Annotated in this window: 17 protein-coding genes; 10 read left to right on the top strand and 7 right to left on the bottom strand. The window is 37.2% G+C overall.

Translation table 11 applies throughout. The features are described 5' to 3' along the window. Positions 1-73 precede the first annotated feature (73 nt). From PATL70BA_RS03230 to PATL70BA_RS03205, 6 genes are all read right to left on the bottom strand, one after another. Positions 74-2,653, bottom strand: coding sequence for a transglycosylase domain-containing protein (locus tag PATL70BA_RS03230; RefSeq protein WP_125136032.1), 2,580 nt, complete (start codon positions 2,651-2,653; stop codon positions 74-76). Between the two features lie 213 nt (positions 2,654-2,866). Continuing rightward, positions 2,867-3,793, bottom strand: coding sequence for an ABC transporter ATP-binding protein (locus PATL70BA_RS03225; protein WP_125136031.1), 927 nt, complete (start codon positions 3,791-3,793; stop codon positions 2,867-2,869). Position 3,794: 1 nt separating this feature from the next. Next, entirely contained in the window at positions 3,795-4,862 is a 1,068-nt protein-coding gene (locus tag PATL70BA_RS03220) for an ABC transporter ATP-binding protein (protein WP_125136030.1), read from the bottom strand. Positions 4,863-4,874: 12 nt separating this feature from the next. After that, positions 4,875-5,939 carry an ABC transporter permease gene (locus PATL70BA_RS03215; protein ID WP_125136029.1) on the bottom strand — a complete coding sequence of 355 codons (1,065 nt, stop codon included), beginning with the start codon at positions 5,937-5,939 and terminating at the stop codon, positions 4,875-4,877. Continuing rightward, entirely contained in the window at positions 5,932-6,873 is a 942-nt protein-coding gene (locus PATL70BA_RS03210; RefSeq protein ID WP_125136028.1) for an ABC transporter permease, read from the bottom strand. The genes PATL70BA_RS03215 and PATL70BA_RS03210 overlap by 8 nt, the downstream gene beginning before the upstream one ends. Positions 6,874-6,962: 89 nt before the next feature. Beyond that, positions 6,963-8,624 carry a peptide ABC transporter substrate-binding protein gene (locus PATL70BA_RS03205; RefSeq protein WP_125136027.1) on the bottom strand — a complete coding sequence of 554 codons (1,662 nt, stop codon included), beginning with the start codon at positions 8,622-8,624 and terminating at the stop codon, positions 6,963-6,965. Between the two features lie 579 nt (positions 8,625-9,203). On the opposite strand from PATL70BA_RS03205, the gene dapF reads away from it, so the two are divergent. The 10 genes from dapF (at position 9,204) to PATL70BA_RS03155 (ending at position 20,733) form a co-directional block, all read left to right on the top strand. Beyond that, entirely contained in the window at positions 9,204-10,031 is an 828-nt protein-coding gene (gene dapF, locus PATL70BA_RS03200) for a diaminopimelate epimerase (protein WP_125136026.1), read from the top strand. 44 nt (positions 10,032-10,075) lie between these two features. Beyond that, complete coding sequence (locus PATL70BA_RS03195) at positions 10,076-11,311, top strand: LL-diaminopimelate aminotransferase (protein ID WP_125136025.1); 1,236 nt, start codon at positions 10,076-10,078, stop codon at positions 11,309-11,311. A gap of 130 nt (positions 11,312-11,441) precedes the next feature. Further along, positions 11,442-12,770, top strand: a complete 1,329-nt coding sequence (glnA, locus tag PATL70BA_RS03190; RefSeq protein WP_330510198.1) for a type I glutamate--ammonia ligase — start codon at positions 11,442-11,444, stop codon at positions 12,768-12,770. 59 nt (positions 12,771-12,829) lie between these two features. Continuing rightward, positions 12,830-13,402, top strand: a complete 573-nt coding sequence (locus tag PATL70BA_RS03185) for an ANTAR domain-containing response regulator (RefSeq protein WP_172596078.1) — start codon at positions 12,830-12,832, stop codon at positions 13,400-13,402. Between the two features lie 244 nt (positions 13,403-13,646). Beyond that, positions 13,647-15,734, top strand: coding sequence for a glutamine synthetase III family protein (locus PATL70BA_RS03180; RefSeq protein WP_125136022.1), 2,088 nt, complete (start codon positions 13,647-13,649; stop codon positions 15,732-15,734). A gap of 212 nt (positions 15,735-15,946) precedes the next feature. After that, the gene (locus tag PATL70BA_RS03175; protein WP_125136021.1) at positions 15,947-16,900 is read left to right on the top strand and encodes a 1-phosphofructokinase family hexose kinase; all 954 of its coding nucleotides are present in this window, start codon (positions 15,947-15,949) and stop codon (positions 16,898-16,900) included. After that, positions 16,901-17,545 carry a YigZ family protein gene (locus PATL70BA_RS03170; RefSeq protein ID WP_125136020.1) on the top strand — a complete coding sequence of 215 codons (645 nt, stop codon included), beginning with the start codon at positions 16,901-16,903 and terminating at the stop codon, positions 17,543-17,545. It begins immediately after the preceding gene. Positions 17,546-17,553: 8 nt separating this feature from the next. Further along, a complete protein-coding gene (locus tag PATL70BA_RS03165; RefSeq protein ID WP_125136019.1) occupies positions 17,554-18,744 on the top strand; it encodes a BREX system ATP-binding domain-containing protein in 1,191 nt (396 codons plus the stop codon). Between the two features lie 88 nt (positions 18,745-18,832). Next, positions 18,833-19,477, top strand: a complete 645-nt coding sequence (gene fsa / locus PATL70BA_RS03160) for a fructose-6-phosphate aldolase (protein ID WP_125136018.1) — start codon at positions 18,833-18,835, stop codon at positions 19,475-19,477. 245 nt (positions 19,478-19,722) lie between these two features. Further along, complete coding sequence (locus PATL70BA_RS03155) at positions 19,723-20,733, top strand: diguanylate cyclase domain-containing protein (RefSeq protein ID WP_125136017.1); 1,011 nt, start codon at positions 19,723-19,725, stop codon at positions 20,731-20,733. Positions 20,734-20,960: 227 nt separating this feature from the next. Here PATL70BA_RS03155 and PATL70BA_RS03150 read toward each other — a convergent pair whose 3' ends face one another. Then, entirely contained in the window at positions 20,961-21,197 is a 237-nt protein-coding gene (locus tag PATL70BA_RS03150) for a hypothetical protein (protein ID WP_125135716.1), read from the bottom strand. Between the last annotated feature and the right edge of the window lie 17 nt (positions 21,198-21,214).

Below are 21,214 nucleotides of genomic sequence, written 5' to 3'. Positions count from 1 at the left end.
ATGGATTGCTTTACAAACAAAAAGAACCGAATCCGGTTCTTTTTGTTTGTTTATTTTAGAGGTTAAATACTCTTTATTCTAACGGTAGAGAAGGTAGGGTGTTAGGTAAGGGTTGAGGGATTGGCTCAATATGTGTGTGGATGTTACAGTATTCATTTTCTATTGTACTCGGTAGTTCATAGACATAATCCCGAATCCTTGGTGGTCTTGCAGGATCCCATGAAGCTGGATCTAAAGGTTCTGTTCTAGCAGTATAAACGCGTTGAACCAAGCTGTCAGTGGGACAATATACGGTTGGCAAAAGACCAGAATCCTTACATACGGTTATCTTTACATGAACATCACATGCTTCTGTTGGTGCAGTACCGGCAGCAAAGTACTCAGTTCTTGCTGTAGAGCCTCGAGGGTCATGTGTACATAGACCATTCACGGCAAGTTTACCGGATTTTGTACAAATGGTGGCTTGTACAATGCCTTCAGGTCTCTGAAAGCTTTTATTTTCCAGATTTTCATGAATCTTGGACATGACATCCCGCCATAGGAGTGTATGATAACGTTGGTTGTGACTCATTTTCTCAGGATCATCATGGCCTAACCAAACGCCTGCTACATAATAAGGGGTATAACCGATAAATGCCAGGTCTTTTGAATCACTTGTAGTACCAGTTTTTCCAGCAATAGCCATATTGTTAAAACGTACAGCAGTACCGGTACCGGCTCTTACCACATCTTCCATAGCATTGGTAAGTAAGAAAGACGTTGTTTCCTTCATAACAGTTTGAGTGAAAGGCTCTTTTAATAGGAGCAAAGAGCCATCATGTGCAAGTACCTTTGTATAGAAGGATGGCTCGATATAAACACCGTTATTAGCAATAGCCCCGTAGGCATTCGTTAGCTCAAGTAGTGTTACGCCATCGGTTAAGCCACCTAAGGGTAAAACAATATTTTTATCAGAGAAAATAGTGCCATTAACATCTCTTCTTTCAACAAGTGTTGTGAAACCAAGGTTTTTCAAATAATCGAAACCGGTTTGAATACCAATATCATTCATGGTTTTGACGGCCAATAGGTTCATAGACCATTGGATACCTTCTCGAATGGTAGATAAGCCCCAATAGTTATAGGCTGCGTGGTCATACCAGTTTTTCGGAGAATAAGAGCCTGCACCAGGTATTTGAAGGGTTAAGGGTACGTCATCGTATACTTTGGCCAAGGTTAAACCCATAGTGTCCAGTGCGGGTAGATAAGCCGCTAATATTTTGAAAGTGGAACCGGGTTGTCGCTTGCTCATGGTGGCACGGTTTAGGACTTGGTTACCTATTTTTTGACCACGGCCTCCAGTGATTGCTTTAACTTGACCCGTATGATAATCTATGACAACCATGGCGGCCTGAGGCTGAGGTATAAATAAAGCATTATCGGAGATGAGTCGATCTGTTTCACCGATCCATTCACTTTTTAAGAACTCAATGTGCTCAAGGGCTTCCTCATCAGATTGAAGCAACTTTTCTTCATAATGGTGAATGACACCTTCATCTGTTTGAACAGAAGCAGTATACATAAGCTTTACATTATAGTCATCTTGAACGGTGGGAAAATTATTTTCATCAGCAAAGGATTGGTCCAATATATTTTGCAAACTGGTATCTTGGGTGATGTAAATGTCAAGACCACCTCGATAGATGAGGTTAATGGCTTGAGTTGCAGTATAACCTTTTTGTACTTCTAGGTCGGATGCAACACGACGAATCACTTCGTCAACAAAATAAGAATAGTCAGATTTTGTTTCAAATTCTTGATTGGTAATCTGAATTTTATCATATACATTTTCTGCTTTAGCTTCCAGATAAGCGGCATTAGAGATTTTACCCTGATCCAAAAGATACTGTAGAATAATTAGTTGTCGATTACGATTATTTTCGGGATTTGTCACTGGATCATAATCGGTTGGACGTTGGGTAATGCCGGCAATGACGGCAGCTTCTGCTATTGTCAGTTCAGATACATCTTTATTGAAATAACGTCCTGCTGCAGCTTGTACGCCATTGGTACCTCTGCCAAGTCCGGCTGTATTTAAGTACAGTTCCAAGATTTTATCCTTGCTTAAGGTTTTCTCGACCTGTATGGCAAGATACTGTTCCTGAATTTTACGTTCAAAACTTTTTTCGGAAGATAAAACATTGTTTTTGATAACTTGCTGAGTGATTGTACTGGCACCTTCACTTAAGTCGCCGGATTTTAGATTGACGAATATGGCTCTAAAAATACCACGCATGTCGATACCGTTATGCTCATAAAAACGTTCATCCTCTATGACAATAAAAGCATCTTGTACATGTTTTGGAATCTCATCAATTTCAACATAGATACGATTTGCATCACCGGTAGATAGCTCTTGTAAGATAACACCATCTTGATTGCGGACGAAGGAAGTATATCCAACAGGTACAAGAGAATCAAAATCCAGTTCCGGTGAAGCGTCTAATATGGCCTTAGCCACGCCAATACCACCGGAAATACCTAAAACAGCAACAAGTAGTAAACTGAAAAAAAGTACGCGAACGGAAGATGTACCCATGAGTTTCATGATTTTTGTATATCTTGAATTGAGCCTCTGTATTTTTTTTTGATTGGCATGCTTTGAAAAATTCATATACGATGCCTCCTTTACACTCTGACATTATACCAAACTAAGGGGTAGAGCGGAAGAGTCTTTTCTTGATTTATCAGAAATTTAATATTATTAAAAATCTACATATAGTAGAGGCGTTTGATTCATGAATGATCAAAAGAAGATTCTTATAATGAAGCGTCTGTATATATATGGGCTGAATTCAAATATAGGATTTTGAATTTTTTTTTAGGATTATTCAGACCATTTTTTAATATCTTCAACAGTGCCATGAACATAATGGGTTCCACTTATATGCTGTTCTGATCCTTGACCATAATCTATTCCGCTAGTTTCATAATCATAGGTCTCTGATATTCTTGCCTTCTCCACATTGGGATTTGGGTGTGGAATAGCTGATAACAAGGACTTGGTGTAAGGGTGAAGTGGGTTAGAGAAGACTTCTTCTTTTGTACCGCTTTCCAATAAATACCCATTGTGTAAGACACCAATTCGATCAGAAATGTACTTAACCATTGATAAATCATGAGCAATGAATAAAAAAGCAATGTTCGTTTCCTTTTGAATCGCCTTCATCAAGTTAACGACTTGGGCTTGAATAGATACATCAAGAGCGCTTATGGCTTCATCAGCTATGATTAATTTTGGGTTCATAATTAATGCTCTAGCAATTCCGATACGTTGTCGCTGCCCACCTGAAAATTGATGTGGGTATCGATTAGCATGCTCTTTTGATAGGCCTACTTTTTCAAGGATTTTGTAGACTTTCTCTTCACGTTCCGCTTTTGTCGTATAGAGCTTATGAATATCCAAACCTTGGGCAATAATCTCCATAACCTTTTTTCGAGGATTTAGACTTGCCATAGGGTCTTGAAATATCATTTGCATATTGGTACGTAGATGTTTTAAGTCTTGGTCAGATAGTTTGCCAGACATATCGATTTCATCAAACTCAATCTTTCCAGCTGTTGGGTCATAAAGACGAATGATGGACCTTCCAATAGTTGATTTACCGCTTCCGGACTCACCAACTAGACCATAGGTTTCCCCAGGATAGATTTTAAAGGAAACACCGTTGACAGCTTTGACAGTATAATTCCGATTAATTCTAAAAAATTGTTTAAGTCCATGGACTTGTAATAAAGGCTTGTTTTGTTCCATATTATTTAGCCTCCTTTAGCATACGCTGAATCCGCTCAGTTAATTCTTTAGGCATGTCTACTTTTGGTGATTCATCATGTAACAACCATGTTGCTGCAAAATGTGTATCAGACACTTGGAACATAGGTGGTTCTAGCCTATGATCGATTTGTAAGGCATAAATATTTCGAACTGCAAAGGCATCACCTTCAACATTGTGACTAAGATTTGGGGGTGATCCAGGAATCGTATAGAGTTGATCATCGGTTGTATCAAGGTCAGGCATTGCTGATAACAGTCCCCATGTATAAGGGTGTTTTGGTTCATAAAAGATTTCTTCAACCGTACCTTTTTCAACAATCTTACCAGCATACATTACAGCAACGTAATCAGCGACTTTTGCTACAACGCCAAGGTCATGAGTGATATAAATAACCGATATATTCATTTTCTTCTGAATGTCTTTGATTAATTCAAGAATTTTAGCTTGTATGGTAACATCAAGGGCGGTTGTTGGTTCATCACATATGAGAAGGTCAGGATTACAGGCAAGAGCGATAGCGATAACAACTCTTTGGCGCATACCTCCGGATAGTTGATGTGGATAATTCTTCATTCGCTTAGATGCATCATTAATACCAACGAGTTCTAACAGTTCTATAGCTCTTTTGTGTGCCTCTTTTTTATTAGCTCGCTTGTGCCATATCATGCCTTCCATAATCTGAGCACCAATATTCATGGTAGGGTTTAGGGATGTCATGGGATCTTGGAATATCATTGCGATATGTTTACCATTAATATGTCGCCGCATATGTTTTTTCGATAACTTCAGTATGTCCACGTCGATTTTTTCTTCATCACGATGATACGTAAAATCTATGGTACCAGAATTAATGACACCGTTACCGCTTAGTATACCCATAACCGCTTTCATGGTGACAGATTTACCACTACCACTTTCGCCAACAACAGCTAAGGTTTCCCCTTTATGTAAATCAAGTTCGACACCTCTAATGGCATCAACGGATCCTAAAGAGGTTTTAAAAGATATGGATAAATCTCGAATAGATAAGATTTTTTCTGATTTCATTCTAATACCTCCTTACATTTCTTTCATTTTAGGGTCAAAAGCATCTCGGATACCGTCCGCTAACATATTAAAACTTAACATAAGTAAGCCTAGAACAACAATAGGTGGAATAATCATGTAGGGGTGCGTGGTAAATGACTTGAAAGCATCACTGATGAGTAAGCCTAGTGAAGCCATTGGAGCTGGAACCCCTAAACCTATGAAAGCTAAAAATGCCTCTGTAAATATGGCATTTGGAATTGAAAACATAGTGGTCGTGATGATTTGTCCAAAGATATTAGGTAGAATCTCACGGAAAATAATGAAGAAGTTCTTAGCCCCAAGGGTTCTAGATGCTAACACAAATTCTTGTTCTTTAAGCTTTAACATCTGGGCTCTGGCAATTCGACTCATACCGATCCACCCAGTAATCATAAGAGAGAAGGTTATGGTAACAAGACCAGGCCTAAGGACAATGATTAATAAGGTTACGACGACAAGGTTTGGAATTCCATTGAGGATTTCTGCAAAGCGTTGCATGGCATTGTCGATTTTCCCACCATAGTAACCAGAGATGAGGCCATAACTAAGACCAAAGAGCATATCAATGAGTACAGCAACCAAAGAGATATATAAGGAAATCCGTGTTCCCATCCAAGTTCGGGTGAAAATATCCCGCCCTAAAACATCTGTACCAAACCAATAGTAGGTATCTTCCAAACCAGTAGTACTACCGTCAGTGGCAATATATTTATTTTGATCCAAGACGCCAGTTGAGGTGTTGAGTTTTTCACTTCCATCTAGGATGCCGAACTTTTCAATAAGAGGTACACGAGGTGGCAGATTTTGATGGGTAATAATCTGAGTATCAAAATCGTTATCGTTCAAGTCAAGACCGATAATGGACATCATAATGATGATGATGATACATATGAGACCAAAGACAGCGCCTTTATTTTTAATAAATCTCATAGCAACATCTTTCCAATAGGATTGACTGGCATAAGTTTCATCTATCTGAGAAATATTTTCTTCACCAATAAATTCAAAATCATTTTTTTCAAAAATGAATGTTTCTCGCGTTAAATCATTATTCATGACTTACCTCCTTTGCTAGACGTATACGTGGGTCGATAATGCCGTATAAGATATCGACAATCAACATAATTCCAATATACATAGCACTGTAGATAAAAGCCAATGCGATGATGACATTATAATCATTGGATTGAATGGCAGTAACTAAAAGGCTACCAATACCAGGAATTGAAAAAATCTTTTCAATAACAAGGCTTCCTGTCATTAGCCCCACAATGAGTGGTGCGAGAACAGTAATAATAGGAATAAGGGCATTTCTAAGCTGATGTCTTAGAATCAAATGGACACCACTGATACCTTTGCTCTCAGCTAACTGTATATAATCAGAACCCATGACCTCGATCATCTCTGTCCGTGTGAATCTGGCGATAGAAGCTATGGTGAACATGCATAGGGAAATTGTAGGTAAGATCGAAGACTCAAAAGGCGCTTTACTAGAATAGAGTAAAGGAAACATTTGTAATTTGTAACCTAAAAAATATGCAAGCGCTAATGCAAAAACATAAGAAGGTAAACTGACACCGATAACTGAAATAACCGTTGTCAAGGTATCCCAAATGGTATTATGCTTTAGAGCAGCGATGATGCCTAATACTAAGCCAATGATAGTACCTAGAAGTACAGCTTGGCCACCTATTTTTAAGGATATAGGAAGTCGTGACAATAAGAGGGTAGAGATAGGTGTATTTTTGGATATGGTGTAAGACACACCAAAATCCCCAGTCAACATATTCTTCACATAATTAAAAAATCTAATAAAAATAGGTTGATCTAATCCATATTTTGCATTCAACAATGCAATTTGTGCTTCAGTTAGTTTTTCATCATTAAATGGAGAACCTGGCATGAACTCTAACATCAAAAAAAGGATTAACAAAATTGCTAACAAGGTGACGAAAGAGATAACAATTCTTTTTAACAAGTACTTCTTCATGAGCATAACTCCTTAAACAAAAGATTAACAGTGGTTATGATCTAACCACTGTTATCATAATTAATTTACGATGCACCTATAAGTATAGATTAGTTTTTTGTAACGTTTTTGTAGATTCGGTTAATGCCAACTGAGTGGAATTCAACACCATCAACAGCACTTTTAATCATGACAGCATTACCTTTTTGGTAGACGGGAAGAATAACTGCTTCGTCCATTACTATAGCTTCAGCGTCTTTTAGTGCTTCCCAACGTGCTACTAAGTCAAGAGATAGTTCACCGTCTTTTGCGGACTGAATGATAGCATCGTATTCAGGGTTTGACCAGAAACCATAGTTATTTGGGCTTCCTGTTGTCCACATATCAAGGTAAGTCATAGGATCAGCATAATCGGGCCCCCATCTGGTTAAGCCTAGTTCAAACTCACCACTTTGCATTCTTTCAACGCGGTTTTTCTTAGGCATTGTTTCAATCGTAATGGTTACTCCAGGAAGATTGGTTTGTACTTCTGATTGAATAAACTGAGCCACGTTTTGAGCGGATTCGGTATCTTCAACAATCAAAGTATAGGCGAAAGTATCTTGAGATAATTCTGTTTTTGCCATTTCAAAAAATTCTTTAGCTTTTGCCTTATCAGTTTCGTAATAAGTACCAGCAGTTTCACGGTAATCTTTTCCATCAGGTCCAGTCGCAAGTAAAGTAGGCACTGCGAAGTTGGCAACGATTGAACCGTCTTTTAGAATGTTGTTAGCAATAGCTGATTTATCATAAGATAAGGCAATTGCTTTACGAAGATTTACATTCTCAAGGCCAGGAACGGTTAGGTTAGGAGAAATATACCATAAGTAACCAGCCACGACATTGTTGAACTCAGGGTCTGCCTTGAATTGTTCAACTTGTTCACCAGCAAGGGTTGCGATATCTAAATCACCATTTTGATAAGCAAGCATAGTCTGTTGTGCTTCTTTGATAACTTGGTATTGAATTCCGTCAATGTTGATTGCATCAGCATCCCAATAATCAGGGTTCTTAACTAATTCAATAGTTGTAGCAGCTGGTTCGTAAGAAGACATTTTGAAAGGTCCATTTGCTAATAATGTATCAGGTGAGGTACCAAATAAATCACCTTTTTCAGTAAAGAACGCTTCGTTTACTGGGAAGAATGAATTAAATGACATTAATGACTCGAAGTAGGATACTGGGAAGGCCAACTCAACCACTAAGGTTTTGTCATCTTTTGCAGTTACACCAAGTTCGTCAACACCTTTTTCGCCGGCAATGATTGCTGAAGCATTTTTAAAACCAGCAATATCAGCAATGAAGGAATATTCACTTGCAGTTGCTGGATCGACAAGTCGTTTCCAAGCAAATACAAAGTCATTAGCGGTAACGGGTGTGCCATTGGACCACTTTGCGTCTCTTAAAGTAAAAGTATAAGTAAGACCATCTTCACTTTTATCAACACGCTCTGCCATAGCTAGTATTGGAGTTCCAGCTGCATCAACAGAGTAAAGTCCTTCAACCATAGTACCCATAACTTCAAAAGAGGTACCATCTGTAGCTATTTGTGGATCCATGGATGCAACTTCAACATCCACTTGAACCTTAAGAATCTTTGGTTCGGCACTCGTTTCTGTCGCTGTATCCGTTGTTGTGTCCGTTGTTTCTTTATTGTCGCCTGAACAAGCTGTCATGCCAACAATAAGCAATAACGTTAGTAGTAATGCGAAGATTTTGTTAGAAATTTTCATTTAAATGCCCTCCTAATATTTGTGTACAAAAAAAGAATCTTAATATGACGCTATATCCTGTTCTTCCTAATCATCTTCTATACCATCAGAAAAATATGAAAGAACAAGTTGATAGAACCATTAGACTCCATTGTCTGTGTTTATAATTATAACGTTTAACTCATAATTGTCAAGGTAATTGCTTCGAAAATATTCAAAGAAATTGGTATTTGATGCAATATTTGCACCTTAGCGACCACCTAACGATATGTTTTATTGCAAAAAACAATAGTAAATTTAAATTATTTTCTTACTAGGGAAGAACCGAGTAAATACGTTTGATTTGTATATCACATATAAATTAGGAAGTCACTCCATTTGGTAAGTGTTTTTCCATGTAACTTAAAATAGAGAAATTCGGGTCTTTGACACATAATAAGATATAGGATTCTCTATTAAAATAGTATTGTATAAAGGAAACCCTTTTGGTACAATCGTTTATAATGAAGCTGTGTGAACGATGTTGCATAATCATAATTTTTATTGTATACTGGTAAAATAGTAGTTTTAATTAGTACCACTAAATCAAGAGGTGATAAAATGAAATTTACAAAGATGCATGGTTGTGGCAATGACTATGTTTATATTAATGGATTTATTGAAAATGTTAGTGATCCGGAATCGCTAGCCATTAAGATGAGTGATCGGCATTTTGGTGTGGGATCAGATGGTATTGTTTTAATTCTACCTTCGGATACCTCAGATTTTAGAATGCGTATGTTTAACGCAGACGGTTCAGAAGCGGAGATGTGCGGAAACGCGATTAGGTGCGTAGGAAAATACGTATATGACAACAAGATGACAGAATCTAAAGTAATAACCGTTGAAACATTAGCGGGCATGAAAAAACTAGAATTAACAGTGGAAAAAGATCGTGTAACCTATGCAAAAGTTGATATGGGTGAACCGATACTAGCCCCAGGAAAAATACCCGTTGTAAGTACTTTAGAGCCCGTTATAGGTGAATTGGTGGTTGTGGACCATCAAGCATATGCTTTGACCTGTGTATCTATGGGTAATCCTCATGCGGTGGCATTTGTAGATGAAATAACAGACAGTCACGTTCATGAACTTGGTCCAAAGCTGGAAGTTCATGAAAAATTTCCACAGAAAATCAATGTTGAGTTTGCAAGGATTAAAGATGAAGACAACATCGAAATGCGCGTATGGGAACGAGGATCAGGAGAAACATTGGCTTGTGGAACTGGAGCATGTGCAACTTTAGTTGCAGCAGTTTTGAATGGAAAAACAAATAGAAAAGCTGCTGTTGACTTAATCGGTGGGCAATTAATCATCGAATGGGATGAAGCAACCAATCATGTTTTCATGTCGGGACCTGCTGTAACGGTTTTTGAAGGCGTTTGGTAAGTCGTCACATTTTATTAACTTAGTGAGTTATAAGGAGGAAAATAATGGCAGAACAATTTGTACAAAACTTAATTGCAGAAAGAATTGGTGGTAATCAATTTGGAAAAAGTACGGTAATTTATAAGTTTGAAAAAATCAAGAGGGCTAAGAAGGCCGCGATGGCTGAAAGACCCGATGTTGAGATTATTGACATGGGTGTAGGAGAACCGGATGCAATGGCTGATTATAGAGTTGTTGAAAGGTTGATAGAAGAAGCTCAAAAATGGGAAAATCGAGATTACGCTGATAATGGTATATCTGAATTTAAAGAAGCAGCATCAAAGTATATGGCAGATATCTATGGTGTAAAAATTGACGCTTCTTTAGAAGTGAACCATTCCATTGGTTCTAAGCCTGCACTTGCAATGGTAGCTCAAGCCTTCATAAATCCAGGGGATATTGCCCTCATGACAGTGCCCGGTTACCCGGTAATGGGTACCATGAGTAAGTGGCTTGGTGGCGATGTTTATAATATGCCATTGTTAGCAGAAAACAAATTTCTACCGGATTTGGATGCAATTCCAAAAGATATATTGAAGAAAGCTAAACTTTTATATCTCAATTACCCGAATAACCCAACTGGGGCTACAGCAACCAAAGCTTTTTACAAAAAAGTGGTAGAGTTTGCAAAAAGTAACAATGTACTAGTTGTATCAGATCTAGCCTATGGTGCTTTGATGTTTGACGGCAATAAGCCTTTAAGTTTTTTGAGTGTGCCTGGAGCTAAAAAAGTAGGTATTGAGATACATTCTTTGTCCAAAGCTTTTAATATGACAGGATGGCGTATGGCTTTTGTAGTAGGAAATGCCAAAGCGGTTAATGCATTTGCAACTGTTAAGGATAACAACGATTCAGGTCAGTTCAAAGCGATTCAAAAAGCCGGAATAACGGCACTTGAGAACCCAAGCATAACGGAGTACACATGTGCAAAGTACTCAAGAAGACATGATATGTTGGTTGCTACTTTAAATAAGATTGGACTTAAGGCAACAAAACCAAAAGGATCTTTCTATTTATATGTACCCATTCCAAAAGGCGTTAAAAATGGACCCAAGTTCAAAAATGCAGAAGATTTTTCTCAGTATTTAATCAAAGAAAAATCAATTTCGACCGTACCATGGGATGATGCTGGAAACTTTGTACGATTCTCTGTTACTTTCTTGGCGGTAGACGAATTTGAAGAACAAAAAGTCATGCATGAAATAGAAAGACGTTTATCTGATTTGAAATTTATTTTTTGACCGTTAACATTAGATTGATTAACAGAAAATATTAATTTATAATAAATATGAAACAAAGGCGTTTCTATAGTGGAGAACACAATAGATGCGCCTTTTTCTAATCAAATTAAAACCTAGGAGGCGGTATCTGGTGGAAGGTAAAAAGTATACTAAAGCGGACATCCAAAGAATAGTAGCTGATGAAGATATTAAGTTTATTCGTTTACAATTTGTAGATATTTTAGGCGCATTAAAAAATGTTGCAATCACAGTGGATCAACTTGATAAAGCATTGAATGGAGAGATTATGTTCGACGGCTCATCCATATCCGGTTTTGTCAGGATGGAAGAATCAGACATGTATTTGATTCCGGACTTGGACACATTTGTAAGCTTTCCTTGGAGAACCCATCAAAGTAAAGTGGCCAGACTAATCTGTGATATTTATAAAACAACAGGAGAACCCTATGGCGATGATCCAAGAGGTGTACTCAAGCATGCGATTGCCGAGGCGGAAACTATGGGGTATGCTTTTGACGTAAGACCGGAATTTGAATTCTTTTTGTTTCAAACAGATGAAAATGGTGATCCGACAACCATCACCCATGATAAGGCAGGCTATTTTGATCTAGGGCCTATGGATTTGGGAGAGAATGTTCGAAGAGATATGGTTTTGACCTTAGAGGAAATGGGTTTCAAAATCCGTGCAAGTCATCATGAAGATGCACCCGGTCAACATGAGATTGACTTTGAGTCGGCAGATGCTATCACGATGGCCGATCAAATCGTCACCTTCAAGTTAGTGGTCAAGGTTGTTGCTCAAAAGCACGGTTTACATGCCACTTTTATGCCAAAACCATTGAGTCATATTAACGGATCAGGTATGCATATTAATATGAAGCTCAAGGATCAAAATGGTAAAAATATTTTTTATGATGCGCAAGATCCATTAAAATTATCCCAAACAGCGTATTATTTTCTGGGTGGTCTACTTGCCCATTCAAAAGCCATAACAGCTATAACCAATCCTACAGTTAACTCGTACAAGCGTTTGGTGCCTGGTTTTGAAGCGCCGGTACATATAGGTTGGTCAACATCCAATCTTAGTCCTTTGGTTAGAATCCCTACAGTAAGAGGCGAAGAAGCCTTACTGGAATTAAGGAGCCCAGATCCGTCATGTAATCCCTACTTAGGGTTGTCAGTTATTCTTAAAGCTGGACTTGATGGTATCAATAATAAAATTATGCCACCTGAAATGATGAATTCAGATCAACTTAGAGCTATATCCAATATATTGTCAGAAGATACACTACCCAGTGATTTGAAGGAAGCAATTATCGAATTATCAAAGGACCCAGTTATAAAAGAGGCCCTTGGTAATGTCTATGACAGTTATATTAAGGCCAAAGGCTTTGAATGGGATGCTTATCAAAAACAAGTACATGCTTGGGAAGTTGATACGTACACATCAAGATATTAGGGTATGACGAAAAGTATTTTCTAATATCTATATGGCACAGGTAATAGAGGATGAATGCAATGAGTACTCGGGTGATAATAGGGTCGTCAAATGAAAAAATCATAAAGCAACTGAGTCTGTTCTTATTGGAAAACGGTTTGAGTGTCATTGGTGAAGCAACAAGTGGACATGACTTATTGAGAAAAGTGCATACAGTTTATCCTGACTTGGCTATTGTGGACTATAAACTAAAGGGTATGAATGGTCATGAACTATCGGAGATTATTATTGGTGAAAGACTTTGTCCGGTTATCGCTTTAATAAGTCATGGAGAAATGGAACATTTCATCAACTTAAGTCAAGAACCAACATTTGTACCTTTAACCAAGCCTTGTAGCAAACAGATGCTTATGGGAACAGTTGATTTGTTGGTTAAGACTTCAAAAAGTATTGAAATGCTAGAAAAGCAACTGGACCATCTAAAAACAAAAACAAATACGGATGCTATAATCGAGAAAGCCAAACAGTTATTGATGGAGAATATGAACTTGACAGAAGAAGAAGCCCATCGACGTATCCAAAAACAAAGTATGGACAAGGGCATATCCAAAATAAAAATCGCAGAAGCCATTATACTGATGTATGAAGTTTAAGGAAACTTTCAAATTAATCACAGGATTAAAATGTCAGAATATTCCGAATTATAATTTATGAGGTTTTTAATCTTGCATTTATTGAAGGCCTATGATATAGTATAATCATAAATGAGCTATGATTAAGTTTTCACAATACACAATATAGGTTATTTCTTAAGAGCAAAGGCGTTCTCAAGTTTATTGAGTACGTCTTTTTCATATTTAAGATGATGAAAAGAGATTTCAAAGGAGGAATAATAGGATGGAAAATGTAACGCAATTATTTGGAACGAATGTATTTAGTGAGTCAGTTATGAAGGAAAGATTACCAAAGGATACCTTTAAAGCATTGAAAAAAACAATGATCCTTGGTCAAGAGCTAGCTCCGGAAGTGGCGGAGGTTGTCGCTAATGCCATGAAGGATTGGGCAGTGGAAAAAGGTGCAACCCATTATACACACTGGTTTCAACCTATGACTGGAAAAACTGCAGAAAAGCATGATTCATTTATCGAGCCAACAGGTGACGGTAAGGTTATTATGGAATTTAGTGGGAAACAATTGATTCAAGGCGAGCCGGATGCTTCATCATTTCCTAATGGAGGATTAAGAGCTACCTTTGAAGCCAGAGGTTATACCGCTTGGGATGCAACATCTCCTGCATTTTTAAAAGATGACACATTATGTATTCCAACGGCGTTTTGTTCATATACTGGTGAAGCCTTGGATAAGAAAACACCTCTTCTTAGATCCATGCAAGCTGTATCAGAGCAAGCCGTAAGAATCCTTAGACTATTTGGTGATACTGAAACCAATAAAGTGACATCAACGGTTGGTCCGGAACAAGAGTATTTCTTGGTTGACAAGAAGTTATTCCAACTTAGAAAAGACCTGATTTTTTCAGGGAGAACATTGTTTGGTGCAATGCCACCTAAGGGACAAGAACTGGATGACCATTATTTTGGTAGTATTAAAGAACGGGTATCAGAATTCATGAAAGAATTTGATTTAGAGTTATGGAAACTTGGCATATCATCTAAAACAAAACATAATGAAGTGGCTCCTGCTCAACATGAAATGGCACCAATCTATTCTACGACCAATATCGCTACGGATCACAATCAGTTGGTTATGGATACACTCATAAAAGTGGCCAACAGACATGACTTGGCTTGTTTACTACATGAAAAGCCTTTTGCAGGCGTTAATGGATCAGGTAAACATAACAACTGGTCAATTAGTACTGAAAACGCAAACTTACTTGAACCAGGTGATACCCCTCATGAAAATGCTCAGTTCTTAACTTTCCTTGTTGCAACCATTGCTGCTGTGGATAAATATGCACCTCTTTTAAGACTGTCAGCAGCATCACCTGGTAATGATCATAGATTAGGAGCAAATGAAGCGCCTCCGGCAGTTATATCTATCTTCCTGGGTGAGCAATTAAATGCAATTATCGAACAAATAAAAGAAGGTGCATTAACTTCTTCAACAAAAGCCAGTGCAATGGATCTTGGTGTAACAACATTACCTAAATTTGCAAAGGACGTAACAGATAGAAACAGAACATCACCATTTGCATTCACAGGTAATAAGTTCGAATTTAGAATGGTAGGATCTTCAGCATCTGTATCTGGGCCAAACATTGTTCTCAATACTATTGTTGCGGAAGTATTAAAAGATATTGCTGACGAATTAGAAGTTGCAGAAGATTTCAATGCTACTCTAAAGACAATTATTGAGCGATTAATAAAAGCACATAGTAGAATTATTTTTAATGGTGACGGATACTCAGAAGATTGGTTAGAAGAAGCAGAAAGACGTGAGCTACCGAATATTAAGACAGCAGTAGAGGCAATCAAAGTATTTGATGATCCGGAATATGTAGATCTATTCTTAAGACATGGTGTATTTTTCAAAGGTGAGATAGCAGCACGTCAAGAAATCATGTTTGAAGAGTATATAAAAACCATTAATATTGAAGCCCTTACAATGATTGAGATGGCTAAGAAGGAAATCATGCCTTCTGTTATAGAATTTGCAACCAGTTTAGCAGACTCCATCAATGCTATAAAAGCAGCGGTACCTAGTGCGATGGTTAGTGTTCAGGAAAATCTACTAATAAAAGTATCCGAACTTTTAGTTGAAGCACAAGAAAAATTAGTGGCACTTGAGGAAGAAGTAGAAAAAACTCATTTGATTGAAGATATTGAGGAAGAAGCTTTTGCTTTCAAATTCAATGTGTTTGAAAAAATGGTGGATCTAAGAAAGCCATGTGATGAACTAGAAGTTATCGTTGCAGAAGATTACTGGCCATACCCAACTTATAGTGACTTACTATTTAGAGTCTAGTTTTCAGTAAATGAATAAGCAAAATAATCAAAAGGATATCTAAGTCAAATCTTAGATATCCTTTTTTTATTATTTTACATCAGATAGTACTTTGTTCTTATAACTTTTAGTGCTAATGCTTGATATGAAGGGACACCTAACGTATAATGAATATAATATGTAGGAATTGTTGGAAAAATGAGCCGGTTGTTTAAAAATCGGTAGGAGGATATATGATTATTACCATAGCACTAAATCCCGGTATAGAAAAAAGAATAACGGTTGACCAACTGGTTGTTGGTGAGGAACATAATGTTTTAGACTATCAATTGATGATTGGACGAAGCAGTGTTTATTCGGCTTATATCATGCGTCTTTTACAAGGTGACCCTTATGTTATGGGATTTGCCGGAGGAATTGGTGGCCGTTATATCAAAAACTTTCTGGATAAAAATCGAATTAAATCAAACTTTGTTCTAAAAGATAAAGAGATGGAGTCTATCTTTCTATTAAGGATGGAAGGACAACCGGATACAAGATTCATTGACCATTCTCATCAACTGACTCAAAATGATGCAAAAAACTTTAAACATAAACTCATTGGACAGTTGAAGGATACAGACATCCTATTGCTCAATGGAGATACATTAGATGCTATGGCTATGTCCATTATGATTGATACCATGGATTTAGTAAAAAAAGAAGGTAAAAGAGTGGTACTTTCAGTTGAAGGTAATGATGTTGAGAATTTCGTGGCTAAAAAACCCTATGCATGGGTTGTAGATGATGGACAGATGGAAGCGCTTGGCATATATGGCGACGAAGAACATCGTATTAAACAATTACACTTATTCCTAATTACACAAAAAATCCATTACGCCTTTTACCCTACCGATGAAGGTGTTGTAGGCGTGTCTCGTAATAAAATATGTAAAGGGAAGCTTGAGGGCATGGCTACAAAGGATACAGATTGGGTCAAAGAAGCCATAGCCGGCGGTGTGGTTATGGGTATAAAAAGAAAATACGAGTTTGAGCGCATGGTAAAACTGGCAAGTGGTATTGCCTGTGCTATTAATGATAAAACATACCCAAATATTTGTACTCGTAAAGAAATTGATACAAACATGAACCAGTGTAAAATCATAGAATACTATAGTAAAGGCAAATATCATTTTGAGGATTTATAAATGTTGAAAGTATATGAAACCATTAGACAAGAAGCAACGATGGAATTGGTGGAGCATAAATCTAGGTTTATCGGATGTATTATACCTGCAACATCGGAAGAAGAGGCAAAAAGTATAATAGCAAGAATTAGTAAGCAACACAGAGATGCCAATCATAATTGCTATGCCTATAGAATTAATGGGACACAGATGATTGAAAAATATAGTGATGATGGTGAACCTTCCCAAACAGCCGGAATGCCTATGTTAGATCTATTAAGAACGAGGGAATTGGTGAATATAGTGGCAGTGGTTACCCGATATTTCGGTGGTGTAAAGCTTGGGACAGGTGGTCTTGTTAGAGCATACACAAAAACCTTACAATCAGCACTTGACCAAGTAACCACAATAAAAAAAGATACATATAATCTATTGAAAATAACGGTACCTTATACATTTGCAGGTAAGTTGGATTATTACATTCAAAAAGAAGGGATTGTTGTAAAGGATATTCATTATGAAGATGAGATTCACTACGAATTATACACAACCAACGAAAATAATTTGCGTCTTACCCTAGTTGAATTGACCAATGGTCAAAGTATCATAAAAAAACTTGGGGAAGTAATTGGGTTCATAGATCGAGGAAAAATGTATGAGGAGTAGGAGACGTTATGAAAGAAGTTGATCAGGTTTTAAATGCGCTTCGAATGGGTGTTATACCCGGAACAAGTATTGACAATTTCATAGTGGGAAGAGATCAAGAGAAGCATGAGCTAGATAATTTCATGTCTAGTGTAGAGCAAGGTGAAGGTAGAGTTAAGTTTATTCGAGGTGCTTATGGATCCGGAAAAACTTTTATGATGAAATATCTGACAGAAAAAGCTCTAGACCAAGGTTTTATTGTAGCGAATGTACCGATCCATAGTGGTTTTGGATTCTCAAAGCTGGACGGTGTTTATGGTAACATCATGAACCATCTTTTGATTAGAACAGATGAAGAAACCAGTACCAATTTTGAAATGATATTTGAGAAATGGTTAGAAGGCCTTAAATCCAGTGGGGATGCAAGAAAAGCTTCACAGAACATTTACAGTGTTATTAAGGCTTTAAGTGATTACAACAGCTCTTTTTCGAGTGTGCTGTTAATCTATATAAGGGCTTTGATTGGCAGAGACTATGAATTATCAACCATTGCTGCAGCTTGGATAAAAGGTGATAAAAATATGGCTTATCAACTTAAACGTAAGTTGAATGTCAAAGGTTCTGTTGATGGAGATAATGCCCTCGATATACTGAGTGGTTTTGTTAAGATGATTCATTTGCTGGGATATAAAGGCTTGATTATTACATTTGATGAAGCTGAGCTCATTATGCAACAAAGGGTGGATACCAGACTTAAGGCATATGCCAATATAAGACAACTGATGGACTCTGCCGGTGCTGGATTTTTGGATCATGCCGGTTTTGTATTTGCTGGGACAGATGATTTTTTTGAAGATGAAGAAAAGGGTCTGAGAAGTTACATGGCGCTTTATCAAAGAATAGGTAGTAGCATGGAAAGTCCTTTAAGTATTACCAATGTCAGACAACCGATACTGCAAATTCAGGCCTTAAGACAAGAAGATTATGAAAAGTTGGCGAATAAGTTGGTGGCATTACATTCAAAAAGATATGCTTATGACTATATGGTGAATGCAATGCATATAGCCAATCTTGCTAAGCTTGAGGCTTCTAAGATAGTGGGCGTAAACGCTATAACCGTACGTATTTTTCTGAAAAAAGTGCTTGAACTTTTGGACTTAATGTTAGACAATCCGGATCTTCCAATATTTAACGCCATTAAAGTCAGTAATAATGGTTGAAAAACTTTGAAAGCATGTTTATAATTAAAGATAGTTAAGATGACAAAAATATACAAACCATTCATTCAAAGAGAGTCAGAGGTGTAATATGAAGATTTTTATAGATACAGCAAATGTAGATGAAATAAGAGAAGCGAATGCTTTAGGTATTTTATCAGGTGTGACAACAAATCCGTCATTGATTGCCAGAGAAGGTAAAAAATTTACAGATGTGGTTCATGAGATTGTGACGATCGTAGATGGACCTATTAGTGCAGAGGTCATCAGCCTAAAGGCGGAAGGTATGATAGAAGAAGGTCGAGAACTGGCAAAAATACATCCTAATATTGTAATCAAAGTTCCGATTACTTTAGAAGGTTTAAAAGCCGTCAGTCAATTCTCCAAAGAAAACATTAAAACCAATGTAACGCTTATATTTTCAGCGAACCAAGCACTTTTGGCGGCCAGAGCTGGTGCAACTTATGTCAGTCCTTTTGTGGGACGGGTGGATGATATATCACAAGATGGGATGATACTCATTGAAGATATTGTACAGATATTTGACATTCATGGTTTAGATACAGAAATCATAGCGGCAAGCATCAGAGGTCCTCTTCATATTATGCAGGCGGCAAAAGCCGGTGCACATATAGCAACCATACCTTATGATGTTATTAAAAAAGCCTTGCTGCATCCACTCACAGATGCAGGCATTGAAAGATTTTTGAAGGATTGGGAAAGTGTGCCCAACTAGTTAAGATGAACTAGTAATAGGACGATATACTTAGTAGAGAACTTAACAATCCCAATATAGAATTTCTAAGCGATGGTAATCCACAAGTTAAAGATGAAAAGCACCTTTTCATCTGCGGTGGATTAGGCTTGCAAGCAAGCCAAGAGCATAGAAATCCTTTGTGATAGTTAAGTAGAGAACTTAACAATCCCAATATAGAATTTCTAAGCGATAGTTAAATAGAGAATGTTGAAAGGTGTGATGCCATGAACGATAATAGAAAACCTACAATTCTAATTACAGAAAAAAGGACTTTACGTTCATGTATTAGCAAGCACGATTTGAGTACCTTCAACATCATAAGAAACCATGATCCAAGAGAGGTTTTTTCATTGGTATCCATCCATCATCCGGATTTGATAATCTTGGATGCGGAAATGGATGAAGTTTCCGGTTATGACCTACTTAGAACTTTGAAATCATTTTATAAGACAGAAAGAATACCGGTAGTTTTGGTGGCGGAGATTACAGAGGATGTTGAACCTTGTTTAGCTTTAGAACTCGGTGCGATTGATTTTATGATTAAGCCCATCAGCGAACACCTGGTCACAGCTAAAATCAATAATTACATTAAGATTTACCATTCTTTACTGTTATTAGAAGAAAAAGCCCATTACGCTAAGGAAATGAATCCGAATACAGGTTTGCCCGGTAATATGGCGATTAGTAGGTACATTACCAATGCTCTAAGAAGTAGAAAAGATGATGTCGTGGTCTATGCGGATTTGGATAATTTTAAGTCCTATAATGATAAATATGGTTTTGGACGCGGTGATGAAATTATTAAGTTTACAGGTGGTGTTATAGCATCAGCATTAAGTGAAGCTTTAGGTGATACTTTCCTTGGTCATATAGGTGGTGATGACTTTGTTTTTGTTGCACCGGCAGATGAAGTAAAAGAGATTGCCAATAACATTATTTATAATTTTGATCAGAAAATAAGGCAACATTATTGTGAAGAAGATAAAGCATCAGGATTTATTATCTCAAAAGACCGACTCAATGCGATACAAAAATATCCGATTATGACCATTAGTTTGGCGGGTGTACGGCTTATAGAACATCCGGAAACCACCCGTTATGAGGTTATTGCAGATATATGTGCTGAGGTTAAGACTTACGCAAAAACCTTTAAAAACAGTTGTTTTTACATGGATCGGCGACAGGGTGAAGATTTTAGAAAAAAATATGATATGGCCTTTTCGACGGTCACGTAATGAAGGATCCAAGCTTTTTTTGCTTGGCTCTTTTTTTATTCTCTACAAGACAATGCTATGTAAACTATCAAGGAAGTTTCCTATCGAACCGTTCAGAAATATGAGCAGAGCTCATAACGAAGCAGAGCTTCTTTTCTTGTTTATTAGGAAAGTCCTACTTTCCTAATAAACAAGGAGTATATTTTTTAGGGCATAAAAAATAAACCTTGGATATATTCAAGAATAACTTATTTATTATATTCGTACTTTATACCACGAACACCAATATAAGATTTAGGTGTCATGGCACCATCACAAACTTGGCAATCTGGTTGTGGTGGTGTTGATGGATCTAGACCATCAAAAATATTGTCTTGCTCTAATTCTTCTACAATGAAACGCGGAACCCACAAAGAGTAGTTACATTTAGTACAGATAAATTCAACGAGATCATCATTTTTAGTAAAGCCTTCTAAAATATTCATTATTAATTAACCTCCAT

The organism is Petrocella atlantisensis (assembly GCF_900538275.1).
GTDB lineage: Bacteria > Bacillota > Clostridia > Lachnospirales > Vallitaleaceae > Petrocella > Petrocella atlantisensis.
The sequence above is the reverse complement of the archived record's forward strand: the minus strand, read 5'-3'. Positions and strand labels throughout refer to the sequence as shown.